Source organism: Serratia sp. H402Y, from assembly GCF_051172415.1.
Taxonomy (GTDB): domain Bacteria; phylum Pseudomonadota; class Gammaproteobacteria; order Enterobacterales; family Enterobacteriaceae; genus Serratia; species Serratia ureilytica.
The window spans coordinates 232,544-255,005 of the sequence record NZ_JBPIYZ010000003.1; the positions used below are offsets into that span (position 1 = coordinate 232,544).

The following is a 22,462-nucleotide window of genomic DNA, read 5'->3' on the forward strand; positions in this document are numbered from 1 at the left end:
ACCGTTTATTTTATCGGCATACTCACGCAGGAGAATTCGCGCATGAACCGTTCGCAGCCGTCACCCGTCACCTTCGATAAAAAAGATGTAGAAATTATTGCACGCGAGACGCTGTACCGTGGTTTTTTTTCACTCAATTTATACCGGTTTCGCCATCGCTTGTTCAATGGCGAAATGAGTCCTGAAATCACGCGTGAAATTTTCGAACGCGGCCATGCGGCGGTGCTGCTGCCCTACGACCCGGTGCGCGATGAAGTGGTGCTGATTGAACAACTGCGCATCGCCGCGGTCGATACCAGTAATTCGCCCTGGCTGCTGGAAATGGTGGCGGGTATGATCGAAACCGGCGAAAGCGTCGAAGACGTGTGCCGCCGCGAAGCGCAGGAAGAAGCCGGCGTGGTGGTCGGGCGCTGCAAGCCGGTGCTGAGCTATCTGGCCAGCCCAGGCGGCACCAGCGAACGCTTGTCGATCATGGTCGGCGAGGTGGACGCCGGCACCGCTGAAGGCATCCACGGCCTGGCGGAAGAGCATGAAGATATTCGCGTCCATGTGGTCAGCCGCGAGCAGGCTTACCGCTGGGTGGAAGAGGGCGCGATCGATAACGCCGCATCAGTGATTGCATTGCAATGGCTGGCGTTGCACCATGAATCGTTGAGAAAAGAGTGGGCCAACTAATGAAACAGCGCTATACCCCTGATTTCCCCGAAATGATGAGATTGTGCGAAACCAACTTCGCGCAATTGCGCCGCTTGCTGCCGCGCAACGACGAAGCGGGCGAAACGGTGACTTATCAGGTGAACGGCGCTAGCTATCGTTTGACCATCGTTGAGTCCACGCGTTACACGTCGCTGGTGGAGATCGAGCAGATCTTTCCGGCGGTCAGCTACTGGAGCCTGCCCGCGATGACGGTGCGGTTATACCATGACGCCATGGTTGCGGAAGTGTGTTCCAGTCAGCAGATCTACCGCTTTAAAGCGCGTTATGATTATCCTAATAAAAAGTTGCATCAACGCGACGAAAAGCATCAAATTAACCAGTTTCTTGCTGATTGGCTGCGCTACTGTTTGGCGCATGGAGCGATGGCGGTTCCGGTTTGTTAGACAGACTGAAATAACAAAGGACACCATTTGGAAAGCCTGTTTAAACTGCCCGTGGCGAGTGGGGCCGCGGTCAGGATTCTACAAATAACAGATACCCACCTTTTTGCCGGCGAACACGAGACGTTGCTCGGCATCAATACCTATCGCAGCTATCACGCGGTGCTGGACGCCATTCAGGCGCAGCGCCGCGATGTCGATTTGATCGTCGCCACGGGAGATTTGGCGCAGGATCATTCGCAGGAGGCGTACCGCCACTTCGCCGCCGGCATTGCGCAACTGCCGGCCCCGTGCGTGTGGTTGCCGGGCAACCACGATTTCCAACCGGCGATGGTCGACGCGTTGGCCGCCGCCGGCATCGCCCCTTCCAAGCAGGTGCTGCTGGGCGATAACTGGCAGGTGCTGATGTTGGACAGCCAGGTGTTCGGCGTACCGCACGGCGAGCTGAGCGAATATCAGCTCGAGTGGATGGAACGCTGCCTGCAGGCGCACCCCGAGCGTTACACGCTGTTGCTGCTGCACCACCATCCGCTGCCTTCCGGCTGCACCTGGCTCGATCAGCACAGCCTGCGCAACCCGCATATGCTGGGCGCGATCCTGTTGCGCTACCCGAAGGTGAATACCGTGGTGTGCGGTCATATTCACCAGGATCTGGATCTGGAATGGCAGGGCCGGCGCCTGTTGGCGACGCCGTCCACCTGCGTGCAATTCAAGCCGCACTGCACGAACTTTACCATCGACGACGTCTCTCCCGGCTGGCGTTACCTCGATCTGTTGCCGGACGGCCGCGTCGAGACGCAGGTGTTCCGGCTGGAAAACGACGATTTCCGCCCCGATATGGACTCGGATGGATACTGATGCCTTCGACACTGCTCTACCTGCACGGTTTCAACAGCTCGCCGCAGTCGGCCAAGGCGGTGGCCTTCAAGGCCTGGCTGGCCGAACACCATCCCGCTATCGAGATGCTGGTGCCGCAGCTGCCGGCCTTTCCGGCGGAGGCCGCCGAGATGCTGGAAAATCTGGTGCTGGAACGCGCCGGACAAACGCTCGGATTGGTGGGGTCCTCGCTGGGCGGCTATTACGCCACCTGGCTGTCGCAGTGTTTTTCGCTGCCGGCGGTGGTGGTCAACCCGGCGGTCAAGCCGTTTGAGCTGCTGGTCGACTATCTCGGCGCCAACGAGAACCCCTACACCGGCCAGCAATATGTGTTAGAGTCTCGTCACGTTTACGATCTGAAAGTGATGCAGATCGATCCTTTGGAGTCGCCGGATTTAATCTGGCTGCTGCAGCAAACGGGCGATGAAATTCTCGATTACGGCCAGGCAGTGGCGTATTACACCGCGTGTCGGCAAACGGTGGAGTCGGGTGGAAACCACGCCTTCGTCGGTTTCGAGCACTACTTCCCCCAGATTGTGGATTTTTTAGGGCTAAACGCGGTCTGACGGACCGTTCCGGCACCTCCCTTTAACCACGAAAAAATAATCAACGATGACTCAATCCAGCTATAACGCTGATGCCATTGAAGTACTCAGCGGTCTAGAACCAGTGCGCCGTCGTCCCGGCATGTATACCGACACGACGCGCCCAAACCACCTCGGCCAAGAGGTGATCGATAACAGCGTCGACGAAGCGTTGGCCGGACACGCCAAGCGTATCGACGTGATCCTGCACGCCGATCAGTCGCTGGAAGTGATCGACGACGGCCGCGGCATGCCGGTGGACCTCCACCCGGAAGAGGGCGTGCCGGCGGTTGAGTTGATCCTGTGCCGGCTGCACGCCGGCGGTAAATTCTCGAATAAAAACTACCAGTTCTCCGGCGGCCTGCACGGCGTTGGGATCTCGGTGGTCAACGCCCTGTCGAAGCGGGTGGAAGTCAACGTGCGCCGCGACGGCAACGTTTACGGCATCGCCTTCGAAAACGGCGACAAAGTGCAAGATCTGACGGTGACCGGCACCTGCGGCAAACGCAACACCGGCACCAGCGTGCACTTCTGGCCGGACGAACAGTTCTTCGACAGCCCGCGTTTCTCGGTATCGCGCCTCACTCACCTGCTGAAAGCCAAAGCGGTGCTGTGCCCCGGCGTCGAGATCTATTTCATCGACAAGGTGAACAACACCGAGCAGCGCTGGTGCTACCAGGACGGCCTGACCGACTACCTGATGGAAGCGGTTAACGGCCTGATCACCCTGCCGGAAGCGCCGTTCGTCGGCAATTTCGCCGGTGACACCGAAGCGGTGGACTGGGCGCTGCTGTGGCTGCCAGAAGGCGGCGAGCTGCTGACCGAAAGCTACGTCAACCTGATCCCGACCATGCAGGGCGGCACCCATGTCAACGGCCTGCGTCAGGGGCTGCTGGACGCGATGCGCGAGTTCTGCGAATTCCGCAACATCCTGCCGCGCGGCGTGAAGCTGTCGGCGGAGGATATTTGGGATCGCTGCGCTTACGTGCTGTCGGTGAAGATGCAGGATCCGCAGTTCGCCGGGCAGACCAAAGAGCGTCTCTCTTCGCGTCAGTGCGCGGCCTTCGTTTCCGGCGTGGTGAAAGATGCCTTCAGCCTGTGGCTGAACCAGAACGTTCAGGCGGCGGAACAGCTGGCCGAGCTGGCGATTTCCAGCGCCCAACGCCGTCTGCGTGCCGCCAAGAAAGTGGTGCGCAAGAAGCTGACCAGCGGGCCGGCGCTGCCGGGCAAGCTGGCGGACTGCACCTCGCAGGATCTGGCCATGACCGAACTGTTCCTGGTGGAAGGGGACTCGGCGGGCGGATCGGCCAAGCAGGCGCGCGATCGCGAATATCAGGCGATCATGCCGCTGAAGGGCAAGATCCTGAATACCTGGGAAGTCTCCTCGGACGAAGTGCTGGCCTCGCAGGAAGTGCATGACATTTCCGTGGCGATCGGCATCGATCCGGACAGCGAAGATCTCAGCCAGTTGCGCTACGGCAAAATCTGCATCCTGGCGGATGCGGACTCCGACGGCCTGCACATCGCTACGCTGCTGTGCGCGCTGTTCGTGCGCCACTTCCGTTCGCTGGTGAAAGGCGGGCACGTTTATGTGGCCATGCCGCCGCTGTACCGCATCGATCTCGGTAAAGAGGTGTTCTACGCGCTGGATGAAGAAGAGAAAGCCGGCGTGCTGGAACAGCTGAAGCGCAAGAAAGGCAAGCCGAACGTCCAGCGCTTTAAAGGGTTGGGCGAGATGAACCCGCTGCAGCTGCGCGAAACCACCCTCGATCCGAACACCCGCCGTCTGGTGCAATTGACGGTCGCGGAAGATGATGTCGATCAGACGCTGGCGGTGATGGACATGCTGTTGGCCAAGAAGCGTTCGGAAGATCGCCGCAACTGGCTGCAAGACAAGGGCGACATGGCCGAATTGGCGGTCTGAGCCTGACCCTGGCCCGGTGAAACGCCGGGCCGGCTTTCCCGCAGGGCGTTCATGCGGCGCCCGATAACCTGGGCCGGAATGCATGAAGATCACGCTCGAAGAATTGCTGGCGTTCACTTCGGTGGTCGACAGCGGTTCCATCACCGCCGCCGCCGATCAGCTCGGCCAGACGACTTCCGGCATCAGCCGCGCGCTCAGCCGCCTGGAGAATAAGCTCGATACCACCCTGATGCGCCGCACTACGCGTCGCCTGGAGCTGACCGAAGAGGGGCAAAGCTTCCTGAGCCATGCGCGTACGATCATCAACTCGGTGGAAAATGCCGAAGAACAAATGGCGGTGCGCCGGCAGATGCCGGCCGGGCGACTGCGGATCAATGCGGCTGCGCCTTTTATGGAGCACGTCATCGTGCCGCTGGTGGCGGGGTTCAGGGAACGTTATCCGCAAATTTCGCTCGAACTGAACACCGACAATCTGATCATCGATCTGCTGGAAAAACGCACGGATATCGCCATTCGCATCGGCGTGTTGCGCGATTCGACCATTCATGCGCGCGCGCTGGGCGCCAGCCGGTTGCGCATCCTCGCCAGCCCGGCTTATCTGCAGCAGCACGGCACGCCGCAGAGCGTGGAGGCGTTGCACCGGCATTGTCTGCTCGGTTTTACCCAACCGGAATCGCTGAACCAATGGCCGTTGCGCTATCGCCAGGCGCCGCATTTCGCCATCACGCCGACGATCTCGGCGTCCAGCGGTGAAACGCTGCGGCAATTGGCGCTGCGGGGCGAGGGGATCGTACAGCTGGCAGACTTTATGACCCGGCGCGATCGGGAAGCGGGCAAGTTGGTGACGTTGCTGGAGCAGGAGACGCTGGACGTGCGCCAGCCGATTAATGCGGTGTATTACCGCAATACGCAATTGGCGGCGCGCATCACCTGTTTTCTTGACTACGTCAGCGCGCACATCGACGCGCAGACGTTATAAGGCGGAGCTTACAGGGCGTTTTCCAGGATGTAGATCTCGGTGTCCAGCACGCTGTCTTTGAGGGTGTCGCGGTGTTTGAGCATGTGCTCAATGGCCAGATGTTTTTCCAGATGCGCCATGCTTTCCCATTTCTCCAGCATGAACACCGAATCCGGCGACCGCTTCTGCCACGGTGCCTGGGTATTGCTGTCGACCATCGGCGTGTATTCGCCGCAACCCTCTTCCGCCAGCACCAGCGGCACCAGCTTTTCAATGGCTTGCAGTACGGTGGCGCGGCGGCCGGGTTTCACTTTGATTTCTGCGATTACGGTGATCATGCTTACCTCGTTGATGAGTATGTTCTGCGTCAGTTAAGCAAAAATTTTCGCCAGATGCTCGCGATAACGTGCGATGTCCGCTTCGATATCCGGTTGTTTTATCACATCATTGCAGATAAAGGTCGGCAGCGCTTCCATTCCCAGGAACTGGTTGGCCTTGTGGAAGTGCAGGTAAACGCCGTCGACGCCGACGCCGTGGAAGAACTGATCGGGATCGGTGAAGGCCTCCAGCGGGGCGTTCCAGGTCAGGCTCAGCAGGTATTTTTTGCCCTGGATCAGGCCGCCGGAGCCATATTTTTTGCTTTCGTCAGAACGAGAGCGGCCGTCGCTGGCATACAGGCTGCCGTGACCGGCGGTGAACACTTCATCGATGTATTTTTTCAGGATCCAGGGTTCGCCCATCCACCAGCCCGGCATCTGGTAGATGACCGCGTCGGCCCACAGGTATTTCTTTACCTCTGCTTCGATGTCATAACCGTCGTCGACCACGGTGACCTGCACATCGTGCTGCAGATCGCGCAGGAAGCTTTCCGCCACGTCGCTCAGGGTTTGGTTGAGTTCGCCGTTAGAATGGCCGAATTGTTTTTTAGCGTTGATAATCAGGATATTGCTCATCTTTCGCGGCTCCCGTCAGAGTTAAGATATGGCATGCTTCCCGCCGAAAAGGCGGAAACCAGCTCGCTGGCGACGAGTGTAATCGTTAGGCAGGCAAGTAAAAATGCGATCCAGCGCACAACAGTGTTGACTGCCAGTCAATAAACGGGCCACCAGACAGCGAAATTTTGCATAAACCGCAGCGCGCAACCGGCCGCCGCCGGCGATCCTTGCGCCAACTGTGACAGCCACCCTGCAGATGGGTTACTATCGCGGGCAGAATCGACAAGCGATGCCTTTTGTCGTCCAAGGGATTGCCAAGCCACGGTCTGAGGATAATTGAGTAATGAGTGATCTGACTCATGACGGTGTAGAGCGTTTACCGCTGCACACATTCACTGAAAACGCCTATCTGAACTATTCCATGTACGTCATCATGGATCGGGCGTTGCCGTACATTGGCGACGGTTTGAAGCCGGTACAACGCCGCATCATCTACGCCATGTCTGAACTGGGGCTGACCAACAGCGCCAAATTCAAGAAGTCCGCCCGCACCGTGGGCGACGTGCTGGGTAAATATCACCCGCACGGCGACAGCGCGTGTTATGAAGCCATGGTGCTGATGGCGCAGCCGTTCTCGTATCGCTATCCGCTGGTGGACGGCCAGGGGAACTGGGGGGCGCCGGACGATCCCAAGTCGTTCGCGGCGATGCGTTATACCGAATCGCGCCTGTCCAAATACGCCGAGGTCTTGCTGGCCGAACTGGGCCAGGGCACGGTCGACTGGATCCCGAACTTTGACGGCACGCTGCAAGAGCCGAAGATGCTGCCGGCGCGCCTGCCGAACATCCTGCTGAACGGCACCACCGGCATCGCGGTCGGCATGGCGACCGACATTCCGCCGCACAACGTGCGCGAAGTCGCCGCCGCCGCGGTGGCGCTGCTCGACAAGCCGGGCGCTTCGCTCGATGACCTGCTCGAGTTCGTGCAGGGGCCGGACTTCCCGACCGAAGCCGAGATCATCACCCCGCGCGATGAAATTCGCAAAATTTACCAGAGCGGCCGCGGCTCGGTGCGCATGCGCGCCGTGTGGAAGAAAGAGGATGGCAGCGCGGTGATCACCGCCTTGCCGCATCAGGTTTCCGGCGCCAAGGTGTTGGAGCAGATAGCCAGCCAGATGCGCGCCAAGAAGCTGCCGATGGTCGAAGACCTGCGCGACGAATCCGATCACGAGAACCCGACGCGTCTGGTGATCGTGCCACGTTCCAACCGTATCGATCTGGAGCAGGTGATGAATCACCTGTTCGCCACCACCGATCTGGAGCGCAGCTACCGCATCAACATGAACATGATCGGTCTGGACAACCGCCCGCAGGTGAAAGGGCTGGTGGAGATCCTCACCGAATGGCTGGCCTACCGTCGCGATACGGTGCGTCGCCGCCTGAACTACCGCCTCGAGAAGGTGCTCAAGCGCCTGCATATCCTCGAAGGTTTGCTGGTGGCGTTCCTCAACATCGACGAGGTGATCCACATCATCCGCAGCGAGGATGAGCCGAAGCCGGTGCTGATGCAGCGTTTCGGCATCTCCGATACCCAGGCGGAAGCGATCCTCGAGCTGAAACTGCGTCACCTGGCCAAGCTGGAAGAGGTCAAGATCCGCGGCGAGCAGGACGAACTGGCGAAAGAGCGCGATCAGCTGCAGGCGCTGCTGGCGTCCGAACGCAAGCTGAATACGCTGATTAAGAAAGAGATCCAGGCCGATGCGCAGACCTACGGCGACGATCGCCGTTCGCCGCTGACCGAGCGCGCGGAAGCCAAGGCGATGAGCGAGCACGACTTCGTGCCGTCCGAACCGGTGACCATCGTGCTGTCGGAAATGGGCTGGGTGCGCAGCGCCAAGGGCCATGACATCGATCCGACCGGGTTGAGCTACAAGGCTGGCGACAGCTTCCGCGGCGCGGCGCGCGGCAAGAGCAATCAGCCGGTGGTGTTTATCGACTCTACCGGGCGCAGCTATGCGCTCGATCCGATGACGCTGCCTTCGGCGCGCGGGCAGGGCGAGCCGCTGACCGGCAAGCTGACGCCGCCGCCGGGCGCCACCATCGAGCAGGTGCTGATGGCGGCCGACGATCAGAAGCTGCTGATGGCGTCTGACGCCGGTTACGGTTTCGTCTGCACCTTTAACGATCTGGTGGCGCGCAACCGCGCCGGCAAGGTGATGATCACGCTGCCGGACAACGCCAGAGCGCTGCCGCCGATGGAGATCCACGGCGCAGACGATATGCTGCTGTCGATCACCGCCGCCGGGCGCATGCTGATGTTCCCGGTCGCCGATCTGCCGCAGCTGTCGAAGGGCAAGGGCAACAAGATCGTCTCCATTCCGGCGGCGCAGGCCGCCGCCGGTGAAGACAAGCTGGCCTGGCTGTTCGTGCTGCCGCCGCAGGCGTCCGTCACGCTGCACGTCGGCAAACGCAAGCTGACGCTGCGTCCGGAAGATCTGCAGAAGTTCCGTGCGGAACGCGGCCGCAAGGGCACCCAACTGCCGCGCGGCCTGCAGCGCATCGATCGCGTCGAAGTGGATGCGCCGGTGCGGGCGTCGGGTGGCGACAGCGAAGAGTAAGCGTTGGCACCCGCGTTAACGGGCGGTCGCAGCATGCTGTGGCCGCCTTATTTATTTTTGCTGGCGTTTATTTTCCAAATAGTTAACATTTCTGCGCATAAAATTATTGTGCGTACTGCCGCCTGGCGGGAAAATAGCGAGAAATGCAGGCGACATAGGCGTGCTTTCCGCCTGGTCGGCAAATAATGAGTAAAGGAATCTGCGCAGCGAAGTAAACTGCGTTGGCAGTGTGCTAATGAGGTTGTTATGTTATTGATTTTGCGTGCCGTTCTCGCCACTCTTTTCTGTATTCTGGTGTGTATTTTCGGTTCGGTTTATTGCTTGTTCAGTCCGCGTAATCCTCGCCATGTGGCGACCTTCGGCCATCTTTTCGGCCGTCTGTCGACGCTGTTCGGCATCAAGGTTGAAACCCGCGTGCCGGCCGATGCGGCCAACAACGGCAACTGCATCTATATCGCCAACCACCAAAATAACTACGACATGGTGACGGCCTCTAATATCGTGCAGCCGCGCACCGTGACGGTCGGTAAAAAAAGTCTGGTGTGGATCCCGTTTTTCGGCCCGCTGTATTGGCTGACCGGTAATCTGCTGATAGATCGTGATAATCGCGCCAAGGCGCACGGCACCATCGCCCAGGTGGCGGAGCAGTTCAAGAAGAAAGACATTTCGATCTGGATGTTCCCGGAAGGGACCCGCAGCCGCGGCCGTGGGCTGATGCCGTTTAAAACCGGCGCGTTCCACGCGGCCATCGCCGCCGGCGTGCCGATTGTGCCTATCTGCGTATCTACCACCAGCGGTAATATAAATCTTAATCGCTGGAATAACGGCCATGTGATCGTCGAGATGTTGGCGCCGGTGGATACCAGCAAATACGGCAAAGAAAACGTGCGCGAGCTGGCGGCCCATTGCCGCGAGCTGATGGAGGCGAAAATCGCCGAATTGGACGCCGAAGTCGCCCAGCGCAACGCCGCCAAAAAATAAGAGTCTACCGGCTTCAAAGAAGAGTTTTTTAATTGGCGTTCAGCGCCGTTAACGCCTGAGCGCCTGCTAATCTTGATTGGCGGGCGTTTGGGTTTTGCACACGGTTTAGTTATTGCTTTTCATGGAGAAAATATGTCACTCAGTCGACGTCAGTTTTTACAGGCATCGGGCCTGGCGCTGTGCGCGGGCGCCGTGCCGCTGAGGGCTGAGGCGAGCGGAACGCAGACCCCATTACCCATTCCCCCGCTGCTGGAGTCTCGCCGCGGTCAGCCGCTGTTCCTGACCTTGCAGCGCGCCCACTGGGCGTTTATGGATAACCGCAAAGCGGCGGTGTGGGGCATCAACGGCATGTACCTGGGGCCGACGGTGCGGGTTTACAGCGGCGACGACGTCAAACTGATCTACAGCAACCGCCTGCAGGAGCCGGTGGCGATGACCATCAGCGGTCTGCAGGTGCCGGGCACGCTGATGGGCGGCGCGCCGCGCATGATGTCGCCCAACGTTGACTGGTCGCCGGTGCTGCCCATTCGTCAGGCGGCGGCTACCTGCTGGTACCACGCCAACACGCCAAACCGCATGGCGCCGCATGTGTATAACGGGCTGGCCGGATTGTGGCTGGTGGAGGATGCCGTCAGCAAAGCGCTGCCGCTGCCCAACCACTACGGCGTCGACGATTTCCCGCTGATCATTCAGGACAAACGCTTCGATAACTTCGGCACGCCGCAATACGATGCGCCGTCGCAGGGCGGCTTCGTCGGCGATACGCTGTTGGTCAACGGCGTGCAAAACCCGTATGTCGACGTGTCGCGCGGCTGGGTGCGTTTGCGTTTGCTCAACGCCTCCAACGCGCGGCGTTATACCCTGCAGCTCAGCGACGGGCGGCCGTTCAACGTGATCGCCAGCGATCAGGGCTTCCTGCCTGCGCCGGTTGCGGTGCAGCAGCTGTCGTTGGCGCCGGGCGAGCGCCGGGAAGTGCTGATCGACATGTCGAAGGGCGACGAGGTGACCATCACCGCCGGTGAAGCGGCGGGCATCATGGATCGCCTGCGCGGCCTGTTCGAGCCGTCGAGCATTCTGGTGTCCACCCAGGTGCTGACGCTGCGCCCGACCGGCCTGCTGCCGCTGGTGACCGACAACCTGCCGATGCGCCTGCTGGCGGATCAGCTGTTGGACGGCAGCGCCAGCCGCACCCGCGATTTCCGCCTGGGCGACGGCGGCGTCGGCATCAACGGCGCAATTTGGGACATGAACCGCATCGACGTACAGGCGCAGCAAGGCACCTGGGAACGCTGGAACATTCATGCGGATACGCCGCAGTCGTTCCATATTCAGGGCGTGCAGTTCCTGATCAAACGCGTCAACGGCGCGCAGCCGATGGCGGAAGATCGCGGCTGGAAGGATACCGTCTGGGTCGATGGCGACGTCGAGCTGCTGGTGTATTTCAACCAATCCACCTCCGAACACTTCCCGTTCCTGTATTACAGCCAGACGCTGGAGATGGCCGATCGCGGCACCGCCGGCCAGCTGATGGTGCAGCCGACGATGTAACCCGCTCTGCGGGCCGCTTAGGGCGCCCGCAGCGTCTCCAAAAAAGCCTGTACTACCGGCGTGACGCTGTCGGTACGGTATACCGCATACAGATCCGCCGGGGGCGCCTGCTGCAGCGAGCAAAACCGTACGCCGGGCCACGGGATGCGGCCGTAGCTGTCCGGCAGCAGCGTAATGCCGCAGCCTTCCGCCACCAGCGCCAGCAGGGTTTGCGGTTCATTGACCTGATAAGCGACGTCCGGCAAAAATCCCTGCAGCAGACACAGATTGTGCAGGTACAGCCCCAGGCTGGCCTCATGCGGCGGCAGCACGATGAAGCTGTCGTTTTGCAGCGCCGCCAGCGGGATATTCTCCTGCTGTGCCAGCGGATGATCGAGCGGCAGCACCACGGCGATGCTTTCGCGCGCCAGCCGTTGGCAGCTCAATCCCGGCAGCGTCTGCTGCTGCGCCTCTCGCCATACCCCGATATCGATATGCCGCTTTTGCAGCGCGGCGATTTGCTGGCTGGGCGTCAGCTCATTCAACGACCAGGTAGCGCCGACGCTCTGCTCGCTGAACCGCCGCAGCGCCGCAATCAAGCCGCCCCAGGCCGAGGTGCCGACCATGCCGACCACCATGTGGCCGCCTTCGCCGCGCCCCATTTGTTGCACCTGATGCAGCGCGCTGTCGGCCTGATCCAGCAGCCGCTCGACGTTGCGCAGCAGCGTGCGGCCGGCCGGCGTCAGCGTCATGGAGCGGGTGGTGCGTTTGAACAGCACCACGCCGAGCTGGCTCTCCAGCTCTTTGATGTGCTTGCTGAGCGGCGGCTGTGACATATTCAACCGCCGCGCCGCCTGAGTGAAATTCATCTCTTCCGCCACCACGCGGAAATAGTGCAGCAGGCGGAAGTTAATCCGACCGGGATCGGGCAGGGCATGGGGCGGGTTCATCCGGGGTATCGCCTCCTGTGACGCAGCTCAACTTATAGATAAATGGAATAAATCGGCCGCCAAGAATGTATTGGTCTCGGCCGCGCCTCGCTCTCTACTATGGGGCTTATTGTCCCCCGCTTAAAGAGAGAATACGATGTTTAATCAAGAAGATGCTTTTATCTGCGCCGATGTTGTCCGCGCACGTCTGCCGGGTTTTCAGCCGAAAGCGGCCTTGATTCTCGGCTCCGGTCTCGGCGCTCTGGCGGAGGTGATGACCGAAACCGTCACCCTCGATTACGCGGCGCTGCCGGGCTTCCCGGTGAGCGGCGTCGCCGGCCACGCCGGGCAACTGGTCGCCGGCAAGCTGGAGGGCGTGCCGGTCTTGTGCATGAAAGGGCGCGGCCACTTCTATGAAGGGCGCGGCATGCAGGTGATGACCACCGCAGTGCGCACCTTCAAACTGCTGGGCTGCGAATTCCTGTTGGCGACCAACGCCGCCGGTTCGCTGCGCCGCTCGGTAGCGCCGGGCAGCCTGGTGGCTATTACCGATCATATCAATTTCATGCCGGAATCGCCGCTGGTCGGCGCCAACGACGAGCGCTTCGGGCCGCGCTTCTTCAGCCTGGCGAACGCCTACGATCGCGATCTGCGCGCCCAACTGGCGGCGGTGGCCGAAAGCGCGGGCATCCCGCTGGCGGAAGGGGTGTTCGCCGCTTACACCGGGCCGAACTTCGAAACGCCGGCGGAGATCCGCATGATGCAGACCCTCGGCTGCGACGTCGTGGGCATGTCGATCGTGCCGGAAGTCCTGACGGCGCGCCACTGCGGCCTCAAGGTGCTGGTGGTGTCCGCGATGACCAACTACGCCGAAGGGCTGTCGGATACGCCTCTTTCTCACGAACAAACGCTCAGCTGCGCGGCGCTGGCGGCGGACGATTTCATGCGCCTTATCCGCGAGCTGTTCAAAACGCTGTGACACCGTAAGCAAACCGGCGGCGGGCTGCAGGGGACCCGCCGCACCAATCATCGTTGAAAGCATAATAACAAGGTGATGGCGATGGCGATAAAAACACGATTGAAGGTGATGATTTTCCTGCAGTTCTTTATCTGGGGCGCCTGGCTGGTGACGCTGGGCTCCTATATGATCAACACGCTGCATTTCAGCGGCATGCAGGTGGGAATGGTGTACAGCGCCAAGGGGATCGCGGCGCTGATCATGCCGGGCCTGGCGGGCATCATCGCCGATCGTTGGGTGAGGGCCAACTACCTGTATGCGCTTTGCCACCTGCTCGGGGCGCTGGCGCTGTACTGTGCGGCGCAGGTTGAGCAACCGATGCTGATGTTCTGGGTAATGCTGTTCAACGCCATGGTCTATATGCCGACCATCGCGCTCTCCAACGCCATTTCCTATTTTTGCCTGGAGAAGCACGGCTTTGACACGGTAAAGGACTTTCCGCCGGTGCGGGTGTACGGCACCGTGGGATTCATTCTGGCAATGTGGCTGGTCGGTTTCAGCCAAATCGAGCTCAGTAATCTGCAGCTGTATCTGGCTTCTGCGGCGTCGCTGCTGCTGTCCGCCTATTCGCTGACGCTGCCGCGCTGCCCGACCAACCGCGCGGCCGAGTCGAAGCGCTGGGTGAGCGTGCTGGGGCTGGATGCGCTGGTGCTGTTTCGCCAGCGGCGCATGGCGCTGTTTTTCCTGTTCGCCATGTTGCTCGGCGCGGCGCTGCAGATAACCAACACCTTCGGCAACCCGTTCCTGCACGATCTGTCGCTCAATCCGCTATATCAGGACAGCCTCAGCGTCCGGTATCCGGCGGTGCTGCTGTCGCTGTCGCAGATCTCTGAAGTGTTCTTTATCCTCACCATTCCCTTTTTCCTGCGCCGTTACGGCATCAAGCAGGTGATGCTGATCAGCATGGCGGCCTGGACGCTGCGTTTCCTGTTCCTGGCCTACGGCACGCCGGTCGGTTTTGGTTTCGTGCTGCTGCTGTTGTCGATGATCGTTTACGGTTGCGCGTTCGACTTCTTTAATATTTCCGGCGCCATTTTCGTCGAGAAGGAGGCCGATCACCGCATCCGCGCCAGCGCGCAGGGGCTGTTCATGACCATGGTCAACGGTCTGGGCGCCTATGTGGGGGCGCTCGCCAGCGGCGAAGTGGTGGATTTCTTCAGCCGTGACGGCGTGAAAGACTGGCAGAGCATCTGGCTGGTGTTTGCGCTGTATACGCTGGTGCTGGGGATTGTGTTCGCGTTGAGCTTCAACTATCGCCACTCGCCGCAGGAGAGTGCGGCGGCGGCGCAGTAAGGCTGAGGGCGCTGGATGGCGGCGCCCTGAAACGTCAGGCCTGCGGGAAGCGTTGTTGCAGTTGATGCCGGTCCGGCGGATTGGCGGCGCCGAGGCTGGCCACCACGCAGGCGGCTACCCGGTTGGCCAGATCGACCGCCCGCGGCAGCGGCCAGCCGGCGGACAGCCCCGCCAGCAAACCGGCGCAGTGGGCATCGCCCGCGCCGATGGTATCGATGACGTCCACCGGATAGGCGGGAACGTGCAGCGGCGGCGTGCGGCCGTCGCAGATCCAGGCGCCGTCGCGATCCAGGCGGCAGATCAGCGTCAGGTTACGGGCGGCGGCATAGCGCTGCGCGGCATCCACGGCGTCGCCGGCGCCGCACAGCGCGGCCACTTCGTCGCGGTTGAGCGTCAGCAGGGTGTGGCTGTCGCTGAGCATGGCGAAGAAATCTTCGCTGAGCTGGGCGATGCGCGGGCCAGGATCGATCAGACGCGGTTGGTCGAACGGCATGCGCGTCAGCCACTCGCGCAGCGCTTCGCCGTTTTCGCCCGCCAGCTCGTAGCCGCTGGCGTAGATCAGGGTGTGTTCCGTCAGCGGCAGCGTGGCCAACTGCGCTTTATTCCATTGGCTTTCGCAACCGGAAACCGTGATGAAGGTGCGTTCGCCGTTCGGCTCCACCAGCGCCAGGCACCAGCCATTGTCCATCTGGCCGTGGCGCAGCAGCACCTCCAGCCCCAGTTCGCCCATGGCGGCTTCGATCGCCGCGCCCCATTCGCCGTTGCCGACCGGCATACCGTTGATCACCGGCACTTCAAGGCGCGTCAGCGCGCGCGCCACGTTGAACGCGCAACCGCCGATTTGCCGCGCCTGCGGCTGGGCTTCGATATCTTCGCCGCTGGTCGGCAGGCGCGGCAGCGTCATCACCAGATCGCCGACCGCGCCCCCTATCACCAGGACAGGCGTTACAGCTTCCCACTCATTCATTGATGTTCTCTGCGTTGGGTCAGGTACAGACCGTAAGCGATCAGACTAACCGCAAACGACACAAACAGCCCCAGGCTGGAGTCGGCAAACAAGCCTTTAGCCAGCGGGCCGTCGATAAAACCGGTTTTGGTGACCAGCAGGCCGCACAGGGCGCCGAGGAACCAGCAGAACAGCGGGGCTTTGCGCACGCCGCGGTTCTGGCCATGCAGACCGTACAAAGCGTTGCCATCATACCCGTGGTGGCGGCGCAGGCACAGGTAATCGAGCAGGAAAATCGCCTCCCAGGCCGCCAGGAACACCCCGCAGAACACCAGGAAGGAGATGAAGGGCCCCATAAAATCGCCGGAGATGAACAGCACATACAGGGCGATACCCAGCACCACCACGGCGTCGATCGATACCGCCAACCACTGTTTGACCTGCACGCCGATGGTCAGCAGGTTAAGGCTGGCGGAATACAGGCTGAGCACCGCGATGGTGACGATGCCGGCGGTGGCGGCCAGCAGATAAGGGATCGCCATCCAGGCGGGCAGCACTGAGCCTATCAGCGCGATGGGATTGGCGGCGTTGGCCAGATCGGGCAGCTGCACGGAAAGCAGAATGCCGGCCAGCATCAGCAGCATCAGCGGCAAACAGGCGCCGCCCATCACCGCGGCGAAAATGCTTTTGCTCGACGAATTCGGGCTTTGATAGCGGCTGTAATCGGCGCCGGCGATCGCCCAACTGATGCCGGTACCGGCGGCGATCACCGAGACCGCCGGCAGGAAGCCGGTCAGCCAGCTGCCGGAAGGCAGCGCCAGCACCTGGCTCCACTCGGTGTTGAACAGGATATAGAGCACCACGATCAGCGTCATGGTGCCGAAGATGCGGCTGAACCAGCTTTGCATCCAGACTACGGTATTCTGCCCCAGCAGGCTGACGACGATAGTGAGCCCGGCGAACAGCAACAGGCTGAGCGCGGTCAGCAGATGGCTGGCCCCCAGCCCGAAGGCCTCGAACAGCGCCGCCAGCGTCAGGGTGCCGGTGATCACGTTGACCGCTTCCCAGCCCATCAGATTGATCCAACTGAACAGGGTAGGCGCCACGTTGCCCTTCAGCCCGAAAATCACTCGCGACAGCGTCAGCGTAGAGGTGCGCCCGCGCTTGCCGGCGAAGCTGGTGAGGCCAACCAGCACGAAGCTGGCGACGCCGAACAAGGCGGCGAGCACCGATTGCAGGAAGGATAAGCCGAAGCCGACGATGATGGCGCCATACACCACGCCGAGAATGCCGATATTGGCTGCCGACCAGATCCAAAACAGCTCGATGGGCCGCCCGGTCTGTTCCGCATCCGGCACCCGGTCGATACCGGTGCTCTCTACCTTCCATGCTTCATTGCGATTGATATCGGTCATAGCAATTGATCCCTGTTGCGCAGGGCCTTGAGGGCCGCCGCAGTTAACTGAAAAGCAATTTTGTTGGCGCTGCGGCCGCCGCCTCGGATGAGGCTTGCCGACCGCACGGCGCCAATGAGTGTAGACAAAGAGTGGGTCTGCAGCGGAGTTTGGAAGAGAGAGAACGTTTTTATTTGCAGGCATCAGTCCGTTTCACCCGGCGCAAGGGGGATCGCGCGAGGGGATGATGAGCCGTGAGCAAGCTATCCATTAGCACCGTTGCTTATTATTTGTCATTTGTAGTGGCGTCTTGGGCAACGTGACCCATCGGGTACGGCGAAAAGCGGGCAATTCATCCCAAAGGGTCGCCCATCCGCTTCAGCGAACAGGATGTGGACAGCGTATGCCCGCTGCCTGACCATCAGGTGCGTCCTGTCTGGTCGGCAGCGGATTTTTAGTTGTTTTAAAGGTGGATCCCTGGTGTTGGTGCCATTGATGTTTCAACATCAATAAGCACAGATTACGCGCGATCTAGATCCAATGAAAGTCCATTGAATAAAAATTGTGATGTCCCTCTGAAAACATTAGCAATATTTTAGTTATGGTGAGAGGCTTTATCGCCGGATCGGCGATAGGAGAAAGCGAAGTTTGGGCATAGGGCGGAACAAGAGGGCGGGTGAATGACGGATTTTATGGCCTGGCTGCGTGAACATCTGGCGCAGGGGGCGGCGGCGCCGCGCTATATTCAGCTGGCGACGGCGATAGAAACCGCGATCAGGCAGCAGGTGCTGGCGGCGGAGGCATTTCTGCCGCCGGAGCGGCACATGGCGGAAGGTTTGGCGCTGTCGCGCGTCACCGTCAGCAAGGCGATGAAACTGCTGGAGGAGAAGGGGCTGATTTCGCGGCAGCAGGGCGTTGGCACCCGCGTGGCGATGCGTATCGGCTATTCCCTCGATAAGGACAGCGGTTTTACCGCTCAGGCGCTGCGTCATGGCAGCAGCGTCAGCAACCGATGGCTGCTGCGCGCGCGGGTCGGCGCGCCGGCCAAGGCCGCGGCGGCGCTGGGGATCGCGGAAGGGGATGAGGTGGTCAAACTGCGGCGTTTACGCTTGTTGAACGGCAGCCCGGTCTCGCTGGAAACCACCTATATTCCGCTGCGCTTCCTGCCTGAACCGGCGCAGCTGGAGCATTCGCTGTATGCGTTATGGCAATCGCGCGGCATCGTGCCTGAAGATAAACACTTTTTGTTGAAGGCGGTGTCCTGCAGCGGCGAGGTCGCCGAGCTGCTCAACGTACCGTGCGGCGCGCCGTTGTTGCACATCATCCAAACCAGCCGCAACGCCCGGGGCGAGGCGCTGGAGTTCAGCGATATCTTGTGCCGCAGCGACGTTTATGAATTCGAGGTGAATGGTTAGCGAAATAACCATGCTCTTTTTGCCACTAGTGCGTATAATCGCCGCCCGGCGATTAATTAACCTGTAAAAAGAGCAGCAGAATGAGCACCACCAGCCTGATCCAACCCGATCGTGAACTGTTTTCTTATAAGCCTTATTGGGCGGAATGTTATGGCACCGCGCCGTTTTTACCGATGTCGCGAGCAGAGATGGATCAACTGGGCTGGGACAGCTGCGACGTGATCATCATCAGCGGCGACGCCTATGTCGATCACCCGAGCTTCGGGATGGCGATCATCGGCCGCATGCTGGAAGCGCAGGGCTTCCGCGTTGGCATCATCGCACAGCCGGACTGGAGCAACAAAGAAGACTTCATGCGGTTGGGGAAACCGAATCTGTTCTTCGGCATCACCGCCGGCAACATGGATTCGATGATCAACCGCTATACCGCCGATCGCAAACTGCGCCACGACGACGCCTACACCGCCGGCAACGTCGGTGGCAAGCGCCCGGATCGCGCCACCCTGGTCTACAGCCAGCGCTGCAAAGAAGCCTATAAAGACGTGCCGATCGTGCTGGGCGGTATCGAAGCCAGCCTGCGTCGCATCGCCCACTACGACTATTGGTCGGATACCGTGCGCCGCTCGGTGCTGGTGGACTCCAAAGCCGACATGCTGATCTACGGCAACGGCGAACGCCCGCTGGTGGAAGTGGCGCACCGTCTGGCCGCCGGCGAGAAGATCGGCGATATCCACGATATTCGCAATACCGCGGTGATGCGTAAAGAAGCGCTGCCGGGTTGGAGCGGCGTGGATTCCACCCGCCTCGACAAGCCGGGCCGCATCGAACCTATCCCGAACCCGTACGGCGAGGATCTGCCGTGCGCCGACGGCGCCAAACCGAAGGAGCCGGAAGCCAAGCCTGTCACGGTGCGCGCCGCCAAGCCGAAGCCGTGGGAGAAGACCTACGTGCTGCTGCCGTCCTTCGAGAAAGTGAAGGGCGACAAGGTGCTGTATGCGCACACCTCGCGCATTTTGCACCATGAAACCAACCCCGGCTGCGCCCGCGCGCTGATGCAAAAACACGGCGATCGCTACGTGTGGATCAACCCGCCGGCGATCCCGCTGACCACGCCGGAGATGGACAGCGTCTTCGCCCTGCCTTACCAGCGCGTGCCGCACCCGTCCTACGGTCAGGAGCGCATTCCTGCCTACGACATGATCCGCTTCTCGGTGAACATCATGCGCGGTTGCTACGGCGGCTGTTCGTTCTGTTCGATCACCGAGCACGAAGGGCGCATCATCCAGAGCCGTTCGGAAGATTCGATCGTTCGCGAAATCGAAGAGATCCGCGACAAAGTGCCGGGCTTTACCGGCGTGATCTCCGATCTGGGCGGCCCGACCGCCAACATGTACATGCTGCGCTGCACCAACCCGCGCGCCGAGCAGACCTGCCGCCGCGCCTCGTGCGTGTATCCGGAGATCTGCACTTATATGGATACCAACCACGAGCCGACCATCAAGCTTTACCGCCGCGCGCGTTCGCTGGAGGGCATCAAGAAGATCCTGATCGCCTCCGGGGTACGTTACGATCTGGCGGTGGAAGATCCGCGCTATATCAAGGAACTGGCGACCCACCACGTCGGCGGCTACCTGAAGATCGCGCCGGAGCACACCGAAGAAGGCCCGCTGTCGAAAATGATGAAACCGGGCATGGGCAGCTACGATCGCTTCAAACAGCTGTTTGATCACTATTCGAAGCAGGCGGGCAAAGAGCAGTACCTGATCCCGTACTTCATCTCTTCGCACCCGGGCACCCGCGATGAAGACATGGTGAACCTGGCGCTGTGGCTGAAGAAGAACCGTTTCCGCCTCGATCAGGTGCAGAACTTCTATCCTTCGCCGATGGCCAACTCCACCACCATGTATTACAGCGGCAAAAACCCGCTGAGCAAGGTGGGGTACAAGAGTGAAGACGTGGTGGTGCCGCGCGGCGAGCGCCAGCGTCGCCTGCACAAGGCGCTGCTGCGTTACCACGATCCGGCCAACTGGGCGCTGATCCGCGCCGCGCTGGAAGAGATGGGGCTGAAGCACCTGATCGGCAGCCGCCGCGAGTGTCTGGTGCCGGCGCCGAGCATCGACGAGCAGCGCGAAGCGAAACGGCTGCAGCGCCACACCCGACCGGCGTTGACCAAGCATACCGACATCAATCGGCAGCGCACGCCGTCCAACCGACCGCCGCGCAAACCGATTCGCAAGGCCAAGCCGTAACGACGAGGCCCGCGCGCAAACAAAAAGGAGAACCCTCGGGTTCTCCTTTTTATTTTGGCTAATTACAACCGTTCGTAAGCGGCTTCCACTTTCATCAAATGGCGCGGCGCCTGCGGTGCGGGGTGGTATTTGCGCACGTGCCAGTTAAAGGCTTCCGGCGACAGGTTGTTAATCATCGCGATCGCCTGCTGGCGGTTGCTGGAGAAGGTGCGCAGCAGCGCCCCGGTGCCGTTGACGTAGGCGATGATGGTGGCGTAGCGCAGCGTGACGGGATTGGCGATCCCTTTAAGCTGTTGTTTTTGCAAGGTGGCCAGATAGGCGGCGCCGAGATCGATATTGGTGTCGGGATCCCGCAGGTCATCGTCGTCCGGGCAGCCGCGTTTGCCTTTGTAGCGGTAGGCGTCGCAGCCGGCGGTATCGGCTTTCAGCTGCATCAGACCGATCGCATTGGATCTGCTCACTGCGGAAGGGTTGAAGCCGGACTCCACCTGGATCATGGCGGTGATCAGCTTGGCGTCCACGCCGTATTCGCTGGCGGCGTCTTGAATGGCGCTATCGAAGGCGTGGCGATCGTAGCTGACGCGCTGTTTCTTGCCGGCGCAACCCGCCAGCACCAGCATGATGCAAAGCATGCCCAGCCGTGACCCGTGTGAGAAAGAGAATTTCATGGTGCTCCGTGCTTGTCTGTTTTTTTAACGGCGTTAACCGGTGGCCGGAGCCTCCGGCGTCGTCATCATAACGTCAGGCGGCGCAAAGGAGCAATGTGCGGGAAGGAAAAGCCCCCTCCGGCGGGAGAGGGCTTGAGGGGGGTTACAGGGTATCCGGATCCGGCCCCAGGCGGTTGCCGACGTCCAGCTTAGCGATCTCGCCCAGTTCGTCCTTATCGAGTTTGAAATCAAACACCTCGAAGTTTTCGCGGATGCGCGACGGCGTGACCGATTTCGGGATCACGATAAGGCCGCTGTCCAGGTGCCAGCGCACCACGATCTGCGCCGGAGTCTTCTCGTATTTCTCGGCCAGCGCCTTGATCAGCGGCTGGTCGAATACCCCTTCACCACCCTGCGCCAGCGGGCTCCAGGATTCGGTGGCGATATGGTGCGTGGCGTTCCAGGCGCGCAGCTGGCGCTGTTGCAGCAACGGGTGCAGCTCGATCTGGTTGACGACCGGCGCCACGTTGGTTTCATCCAACAGACGCTGCAGGTGCGGCGTATGGAAGTTGCACACGCCGATGCTTTTCACCAGGCCTTGTTCGCACAGTTTGATCAGCTCGCGCCAGGCGGAGACGTATTGATCCTGCTGCGGGCGCGGCCAGTGGATCAGATACAGATCCACGTAGTCCAGCTTGAGCTTTTCCAGACTGGTTTCCAGCGCCGCCAGCGGATCGCCCTGATCGTCGTTCCACAGCTTGGTGGTGATGAACAGGTCGCTGCGCGGCAGCGCGCTGGACTGCAGCGCGGCGCCGACGCCTTCCTCGTTCTTGTAGATCGCGGCGGTGTCGATGGAGCGGTAACCGATCTCCAGCGCTTTGCTGACCGCGCGGGTGGTCTCTTCAATACTCGCCTGCCAAACGCCGAGACCCAACTGCGGCATCAGATTACCATCGTGGAGTTTGATGATGGGTTGTTGCGTTGTCATGCGCATCTCCTTGTGTACGGATTGCGGCGCCTGCGGCACCGAAACGGCTATAGATAAATTCTAGTTGGCAAAATGGGCGGTTGC

General features: G+C 60.9%; 20 protein-coding genes. 13 read left to right on the top strand and 7 right to left on the bottom strand.

Going from position 1 to position 22,462, the window contains the following annotated elements; genetic code table 11:
• The first annotated feature begins 42 nt into the window (after positions 1-42).
• The 6 genes from nudF (at position 43) to ACSBQS_RS17815 (ending at position 5,460) form a co-directional block, all read left to right on the top strand.
• Positions 43-675, top strand: a complete 633-nt coding sequence (gene nudF, locus ACSBQS_RS17790; RefSeq protein ID WP_004937242.1) for an ADP-ribose diphosphatase — start codon at positions 43-45, stop codon at positions 673-675.
• Entirely contained in the window at positions 675-1,100 is a 426-nt protein-coding gene (locus tag ACSBQS_RS17795) for a DUF1249 family protein (protein WP_033651295.1), read from the top strand. The genes nudF and ACSBQS_RS17795 overlap by 1 nt, the downstream gene beginning before the upstream one ends.
• Positions 1,101-1,127: 27 nt before the next feature.
• Positions 1,128-1,955 carry a 3',5'-cyclic-AMP phosphodiesterase gene (gene cpdA, locus ACSBQS_RS17800; RefSeq protein ID WP_004937250.1) on the top strand — a complete coding sequence of 276 codons (828 nt, stop codon included), beginning with the start codon at positions 1,128-1,130 and terminating at the stop codon, positions 1,953-1,955.
• Complete coding sequence (gene yqiA, locus ACSBQS_RS17805; RefSeq protein ID WP_004937252.1) at positions 1,955-2,539, top strand: esterase YqiA; 585 nt, start codon at positions 1,955-1,957, stop codon at positions 2,537-2,539. Before cpdA ends, yqiA begins: the two co-directional genes overlap by 1 nt.
• Positions 2,540-2,585: 46 nt before the next feature.
• Positions 2,586-4,481, top strand: coding sequence for a DNA topoisomerase IV subunit B (gene parE, locus ACSBQS_RS17810; RefSeq protein ID WP_342164194.1), 1,896 nt, complete (start codon positions 2,586-2,588; stop codon positions 4,479-4,481).
• Positions 4,482-4,563: 82 nt separating this feature from the next.
• Positions 4,564-5,460 (top strand): LysR substrate-binding domain-containing protein, encoded by an 897-nt coding sequence (locus ACSBQS_RS17815; RefSeq protein WP_197749910.1) that lies wholly within the window; start codon positions 4,564-4,566, stop codon positions 5,458-5,460.
• Between the two features lie 8 nt (positions 5,461-5,468).
• On the opposite strand, the gene ACSBQS_RS17820 is transcribed toward ACSBQS_RS17815, so the two are convergent.
• Positions 5,469-5,777 carry a putative quinol monooxygenase gene (locus ACSBQS_RS17820; RefSeq protein ID WP_047026464.1) on the bottom strand — a complete coding sequence of 103 codons (309 nt, stop codon included), beginning with the start codon at positions 5,775-5,777 and terminating at the stop codon, positions 5,469-5,471.
• Between the two features lie 33 nt (positions 5,778-5,810).
• Complete coding sequence (locus tag ACSBQS_RS17825; RefSeq protein ID WP_042785391.1) at positions 5,811-6,392, bottom strand: NAD(P)H-dependent oxidoreductase; 582 nt, start codon at positions 6,390-6,392, stop codon at positions 5,811-5,813.
• A 325-nt stretch (positions 6,393-6,717) separates the two neighbouring features.
• Here ACSBQS_RS17825 and parC point away from each other — a divergent pair, with 325 nt between their 5' ends.
• The 3 genes from parC (at position 6,718) to ftsP (ending at position 11,520) form a co-directional block, all read left to right on the top strand.
• On the top strand, positions 6,718-8,991 hold the full coding sequence (gene parC, locus ACSBQS_RS17830) for a DNA topoisomerase IV subunit A (protein ID WP_004937261.1): 2,274 nt from the start codon (positions 6,718-6,720) through the stop codon (positions 8,989-8,991).
• 246 nt (positions 8,992-9,237) lie between these two features.
• The gene (locus ACSBQS_RS17835) at positions 9,238-9,972 is read left to right on the top strand and encodes a 1-acylglycerol-3-phosphate O-acyltransferase (protein WP_004937266.1); all 735 of its coding nucleotides are present in this window, start codon (positions 9,238-9,240) and stop codon (positions 9,970-9,972) included.
• 132 nt (positions 9,973-10,104) lie between these two features.
• On the top strand, positions 10,105-11,520 hold the full coding sequence (ftsP, locus tag ACSBQS_RS17840; protein ID WP_033644615.1) for a cell division protein FtsP: 1,416 nt from the start codon (positions 10,105-10,107) through the stop codon (positions 11,518-11,520).
• A gap of 17 nt (positions 11,521-11,537) precedes the next feature.
• Here the strand turns inward: ftsP and ACSBQS_RS17845 are convergent, their stop codons facing one another.
• A complete protein-coding gene (locus tag ACSBQS_RS17845; protein ID WP_072626971.1) occupies positions 11,538-12,449 on the bottom strand; it encodes a LysR family transcriptional regulator in 912 nt (303 codons plus the stop codon).
• A gap of 136 nt (positions 12,450-12,585) precedes the next feature.
• Between ACSBQS_RS17845 and xapA the strand changes: the two genes are divergently transcribed.
• On the top strand, positions 12,586-13,407 hold the full coding sequence (gene xapA / locus ACSBQS_RS17850; RefSeq protein WP_033651299.1) for a xanthosine phosphorylase: 822 nt from the start codon (positions 12,586-12,588) through the stop codon (positions 13,405-13,407).
• An 81-nt stretch (positions 13,408-13,488) separates the two neighbouring features.
• Positions 13,489-14,739, top strand: coding sequence for a nucleoside permease (locus tag ACSBQS_RS17855; protein WP_047026481.1), 1,251 nt, complete (start codon positions 13,489-13,491; stop codon positions 14,737-14,739).
• Positions 14,740-14,773: 34 nt separating this feature from the next.
• Here the strand turns inward: ACSBQS_RS17855 and ACSBQS_RS17860 are convergent, their stop codons facing one another.
• Together ACSBQS_RS17860 and ACSBQS_RS17865 are read right to left on the bottom strand one after the other, a co-directional pair.
• A complete protein-coding gene (locus tag ACSBQS_RS17860) occupies positions 14,774-15,706 on the bottom strand; it encodes a PfkB family carbohydrate kinase (RefSeq protein ID WP_033644619.1) in 933 nt (310 codons plus the stop codon).
• Positions 15,703-17,100 (bottom strand): purine-cytosine permease family protein, encoded by a 1,398-nt coding sequence (locus ACSBQS_RS17865; protein WP_060660237.1) that lies wholly within the window; start codon positions 17,098-17,100, stop codon positions 15,703-15,705. Before ACSBQS_RS17865 ends, ACSBQS_RS17860 begins: the two co-directional genes overlap by 4 nt.
• Positions 17,101-17,759: 659 nt before the next feature.
• On the opposite strand from ACSBQS_RS17865, the gene ACSBQS_RS17870 reads away from it, so the two are divergent.
• Complete coding sequence (locus tag ACSBQS_RS17870; RefSeq protein ID WP_033644622.1) at positions 17,760-18,494, top strand: GntR family transcriptional regulator; 735 nt, start codon at positions 17,760-17,762, stop codon at positions 18,492-18,494.
• Positions 18,495-18,574: 80 nt separating this feature from the next.
• Positions 18,575-20,743 carry a YgiQ family radical SAM protein gene (locus ACSBQS_RS17875; RefSeq protein ID WP_072626973.1) on the top strand — a complete coding sequence of 723 codons (2,169 nt, stop codon included), beginning with the start codon at positions 18,575-18,577 and terminating at the stop codon, positions 20,741-20,743.
• A 62-nt stretch (positions 20,744-20,805) separates the two neighbouring features.
• On the opposite strand, the gene ACSBQS_RS17880 is transcribed toward ACSBQS_RS17875, so the two are convergent.
• Positions 20,806-21,411: a transglycosylase SLT domain-containing protein gene (locus ACSBQS_RS17880; protein WP_033644624.1), complete on the bottom strand. Its 606-nt coding sequence runs from the start codon at positions 21,409-21,411 to the stop codon at positions 20,806-20,808.
• A gap of 142 nt (positions 21,412-21,553) precedes the next feature.
• Entirely contained in the window at positions 21,554-22,378 is an 825-nt protein-coding gene (gene dkgA, locus ACSBQS_RS17885) for a 2,5-didehydrogluconate reductase DkgA (protein WP_047026461.1), read from the bottom strand.
• Between the last annotated feature and the right edge of the window lie 84 nt (positions 22,379-22,462).

What these genes read in the sequence shown, in the direction of transcription:
- ACSBQS_RS17860 (WP_033644619.1), bottom strand. Translation starts at nt 15,706, where the DNA reads ATGAATGAGTGGGAAGCTGTAACGCCTGTCCTGGTGATAGGGGGCGCG.
- ACSBQS_RS17865 (WP_060660237.1), bottom strand. Translation starts at nt 17,100, where the DNA reads ATGACCGATATCAATCGCAATGAAGCATGGAAGGTAGAGAGCACCGGT.
- ACSBQS_RS17875 (WP_072626973.1), top strand. Translation starts at nt 18,575, where the DNA reads ATGAGCACCACCAGCCTGATCCAACCCGATCGTGAACTGTTTTCTTAT.
- dkgA (WP_047026461.1), bottom strand. Translation starts at nt 22,378, where the DNA reads ATGACAACGCAACAACCCATCATCAAACTCCACGATGGTAATCTGATG.
- parC (WP_004937261.1), top strand. Translation starts at nt 6,718, where the DNA reads ATGAGTGATCTGACTCATGACGGTGTAGAGCGTTTACCGCTGCACACA.
- ACSBQS_RS17855 (WP_047026481.1), top strand. Translation starts at nt 13,489, where the DNA reads ATGGCGATAAAAACACGATTGAAGGTGATGATTTTCCTGCAGTTCTTT.
- ACSBQS_RS17835 (WP_004937266.1), top strand. Translation starts at nt 9,238, where the DNA reads ATGTTATTGATTTTGCGTGCCGTTCTCGCCACTCTTTTCTGTATTCTG.
- ACSBQS_RS17825 (WP_042785391.1), bottom strand. Translation starts at nt 6,392, where the DNA reads ATGAGCAATATCCTGATTATCAACGCTAAAAAACAATTCGGCCATTCT.
- ACSBQS_RS17870 (WP_033644622.1), top strand. Translation starts at nt 17,760, where the DNA reads ATGACGGATTTTATGGCCTGGCTGCGTGAACATCTGGCGCAGGGGGCG.
- ftsP (WP_033644615.1), top strand. Translation starts at nt 10,105, where the DNA reads ATGTCACTCAGTCGACGTCAGTTTTTACAGGCATCGGGCCTGGCGCTG.
- ACSBQS_RS17845 (WP_072626971.1), bottom strand. Translation starts at nt 12,449, where the DNA reads ATGAACCCGCCCCATGCCCTGCCCGATCCCGGTCGGATTAACTTCCGC.
- parE (WP_342164194.1), top strand. Translation starts at nt 2,586, where the DNA reads ATGACTCAATCCAGCTATAACGCTGATGCCATTGAAGTACTCAGCGGT.
- nudF (WP_004937242.1), top strand. Translation starts at nt 43, where the DNA reads ATGAACCGTTCGCAGCCGTCACCCGTCACCTTCGATAAAAAAGATGTA.
- ACSBQS_RS17815 (WP_197749910.1), top strand. Translation starts at nt 4,564, where the DNA reads ATGAAGATCACGCTCGAAGAATTGCTGGCGTTCACTTCGGTGGTCGAC.
- ACSBQS_RS17795 (WP_033651295.1), top strand. Translation starts at nt 675, where the DNA reads ATGAAACAGCGCTATACCCCTGATTTCCCCGAAATGATGAGATTGTGC.
- yqiA (WP_004937252.1), top strand. Translation starts at nt 1,955, where the DNA reads ATGCCTTCGACACTGCTCTACCTGCACGGTTTCAACAGCTCGCCGCAG.
- xapA (WP_033651299.1), top strand. Translation starts at nt 12,586, where the DNA reads ATGTTTAATCAAGAAGATGCTTTTATCTGCGCCGATGTTGTCCGCGCA.
- ACSBQS_RS17880 (WP_033644624.1), bottom strand. Translation starts at nt 21,411, where the DNA reads ATGAAATTCTCTTTCTCACACGGGTCACGGCTGGGCATGCTTTGCATC.
- ACSBQS_RS17820 (WP_047026464.1), bottom strand. Translation starts at nt 5,777, where the DNA reads ATGATCACCGTAATCGCAGAAATCAAAGTGAAACCCGGCCGCCGCGCC.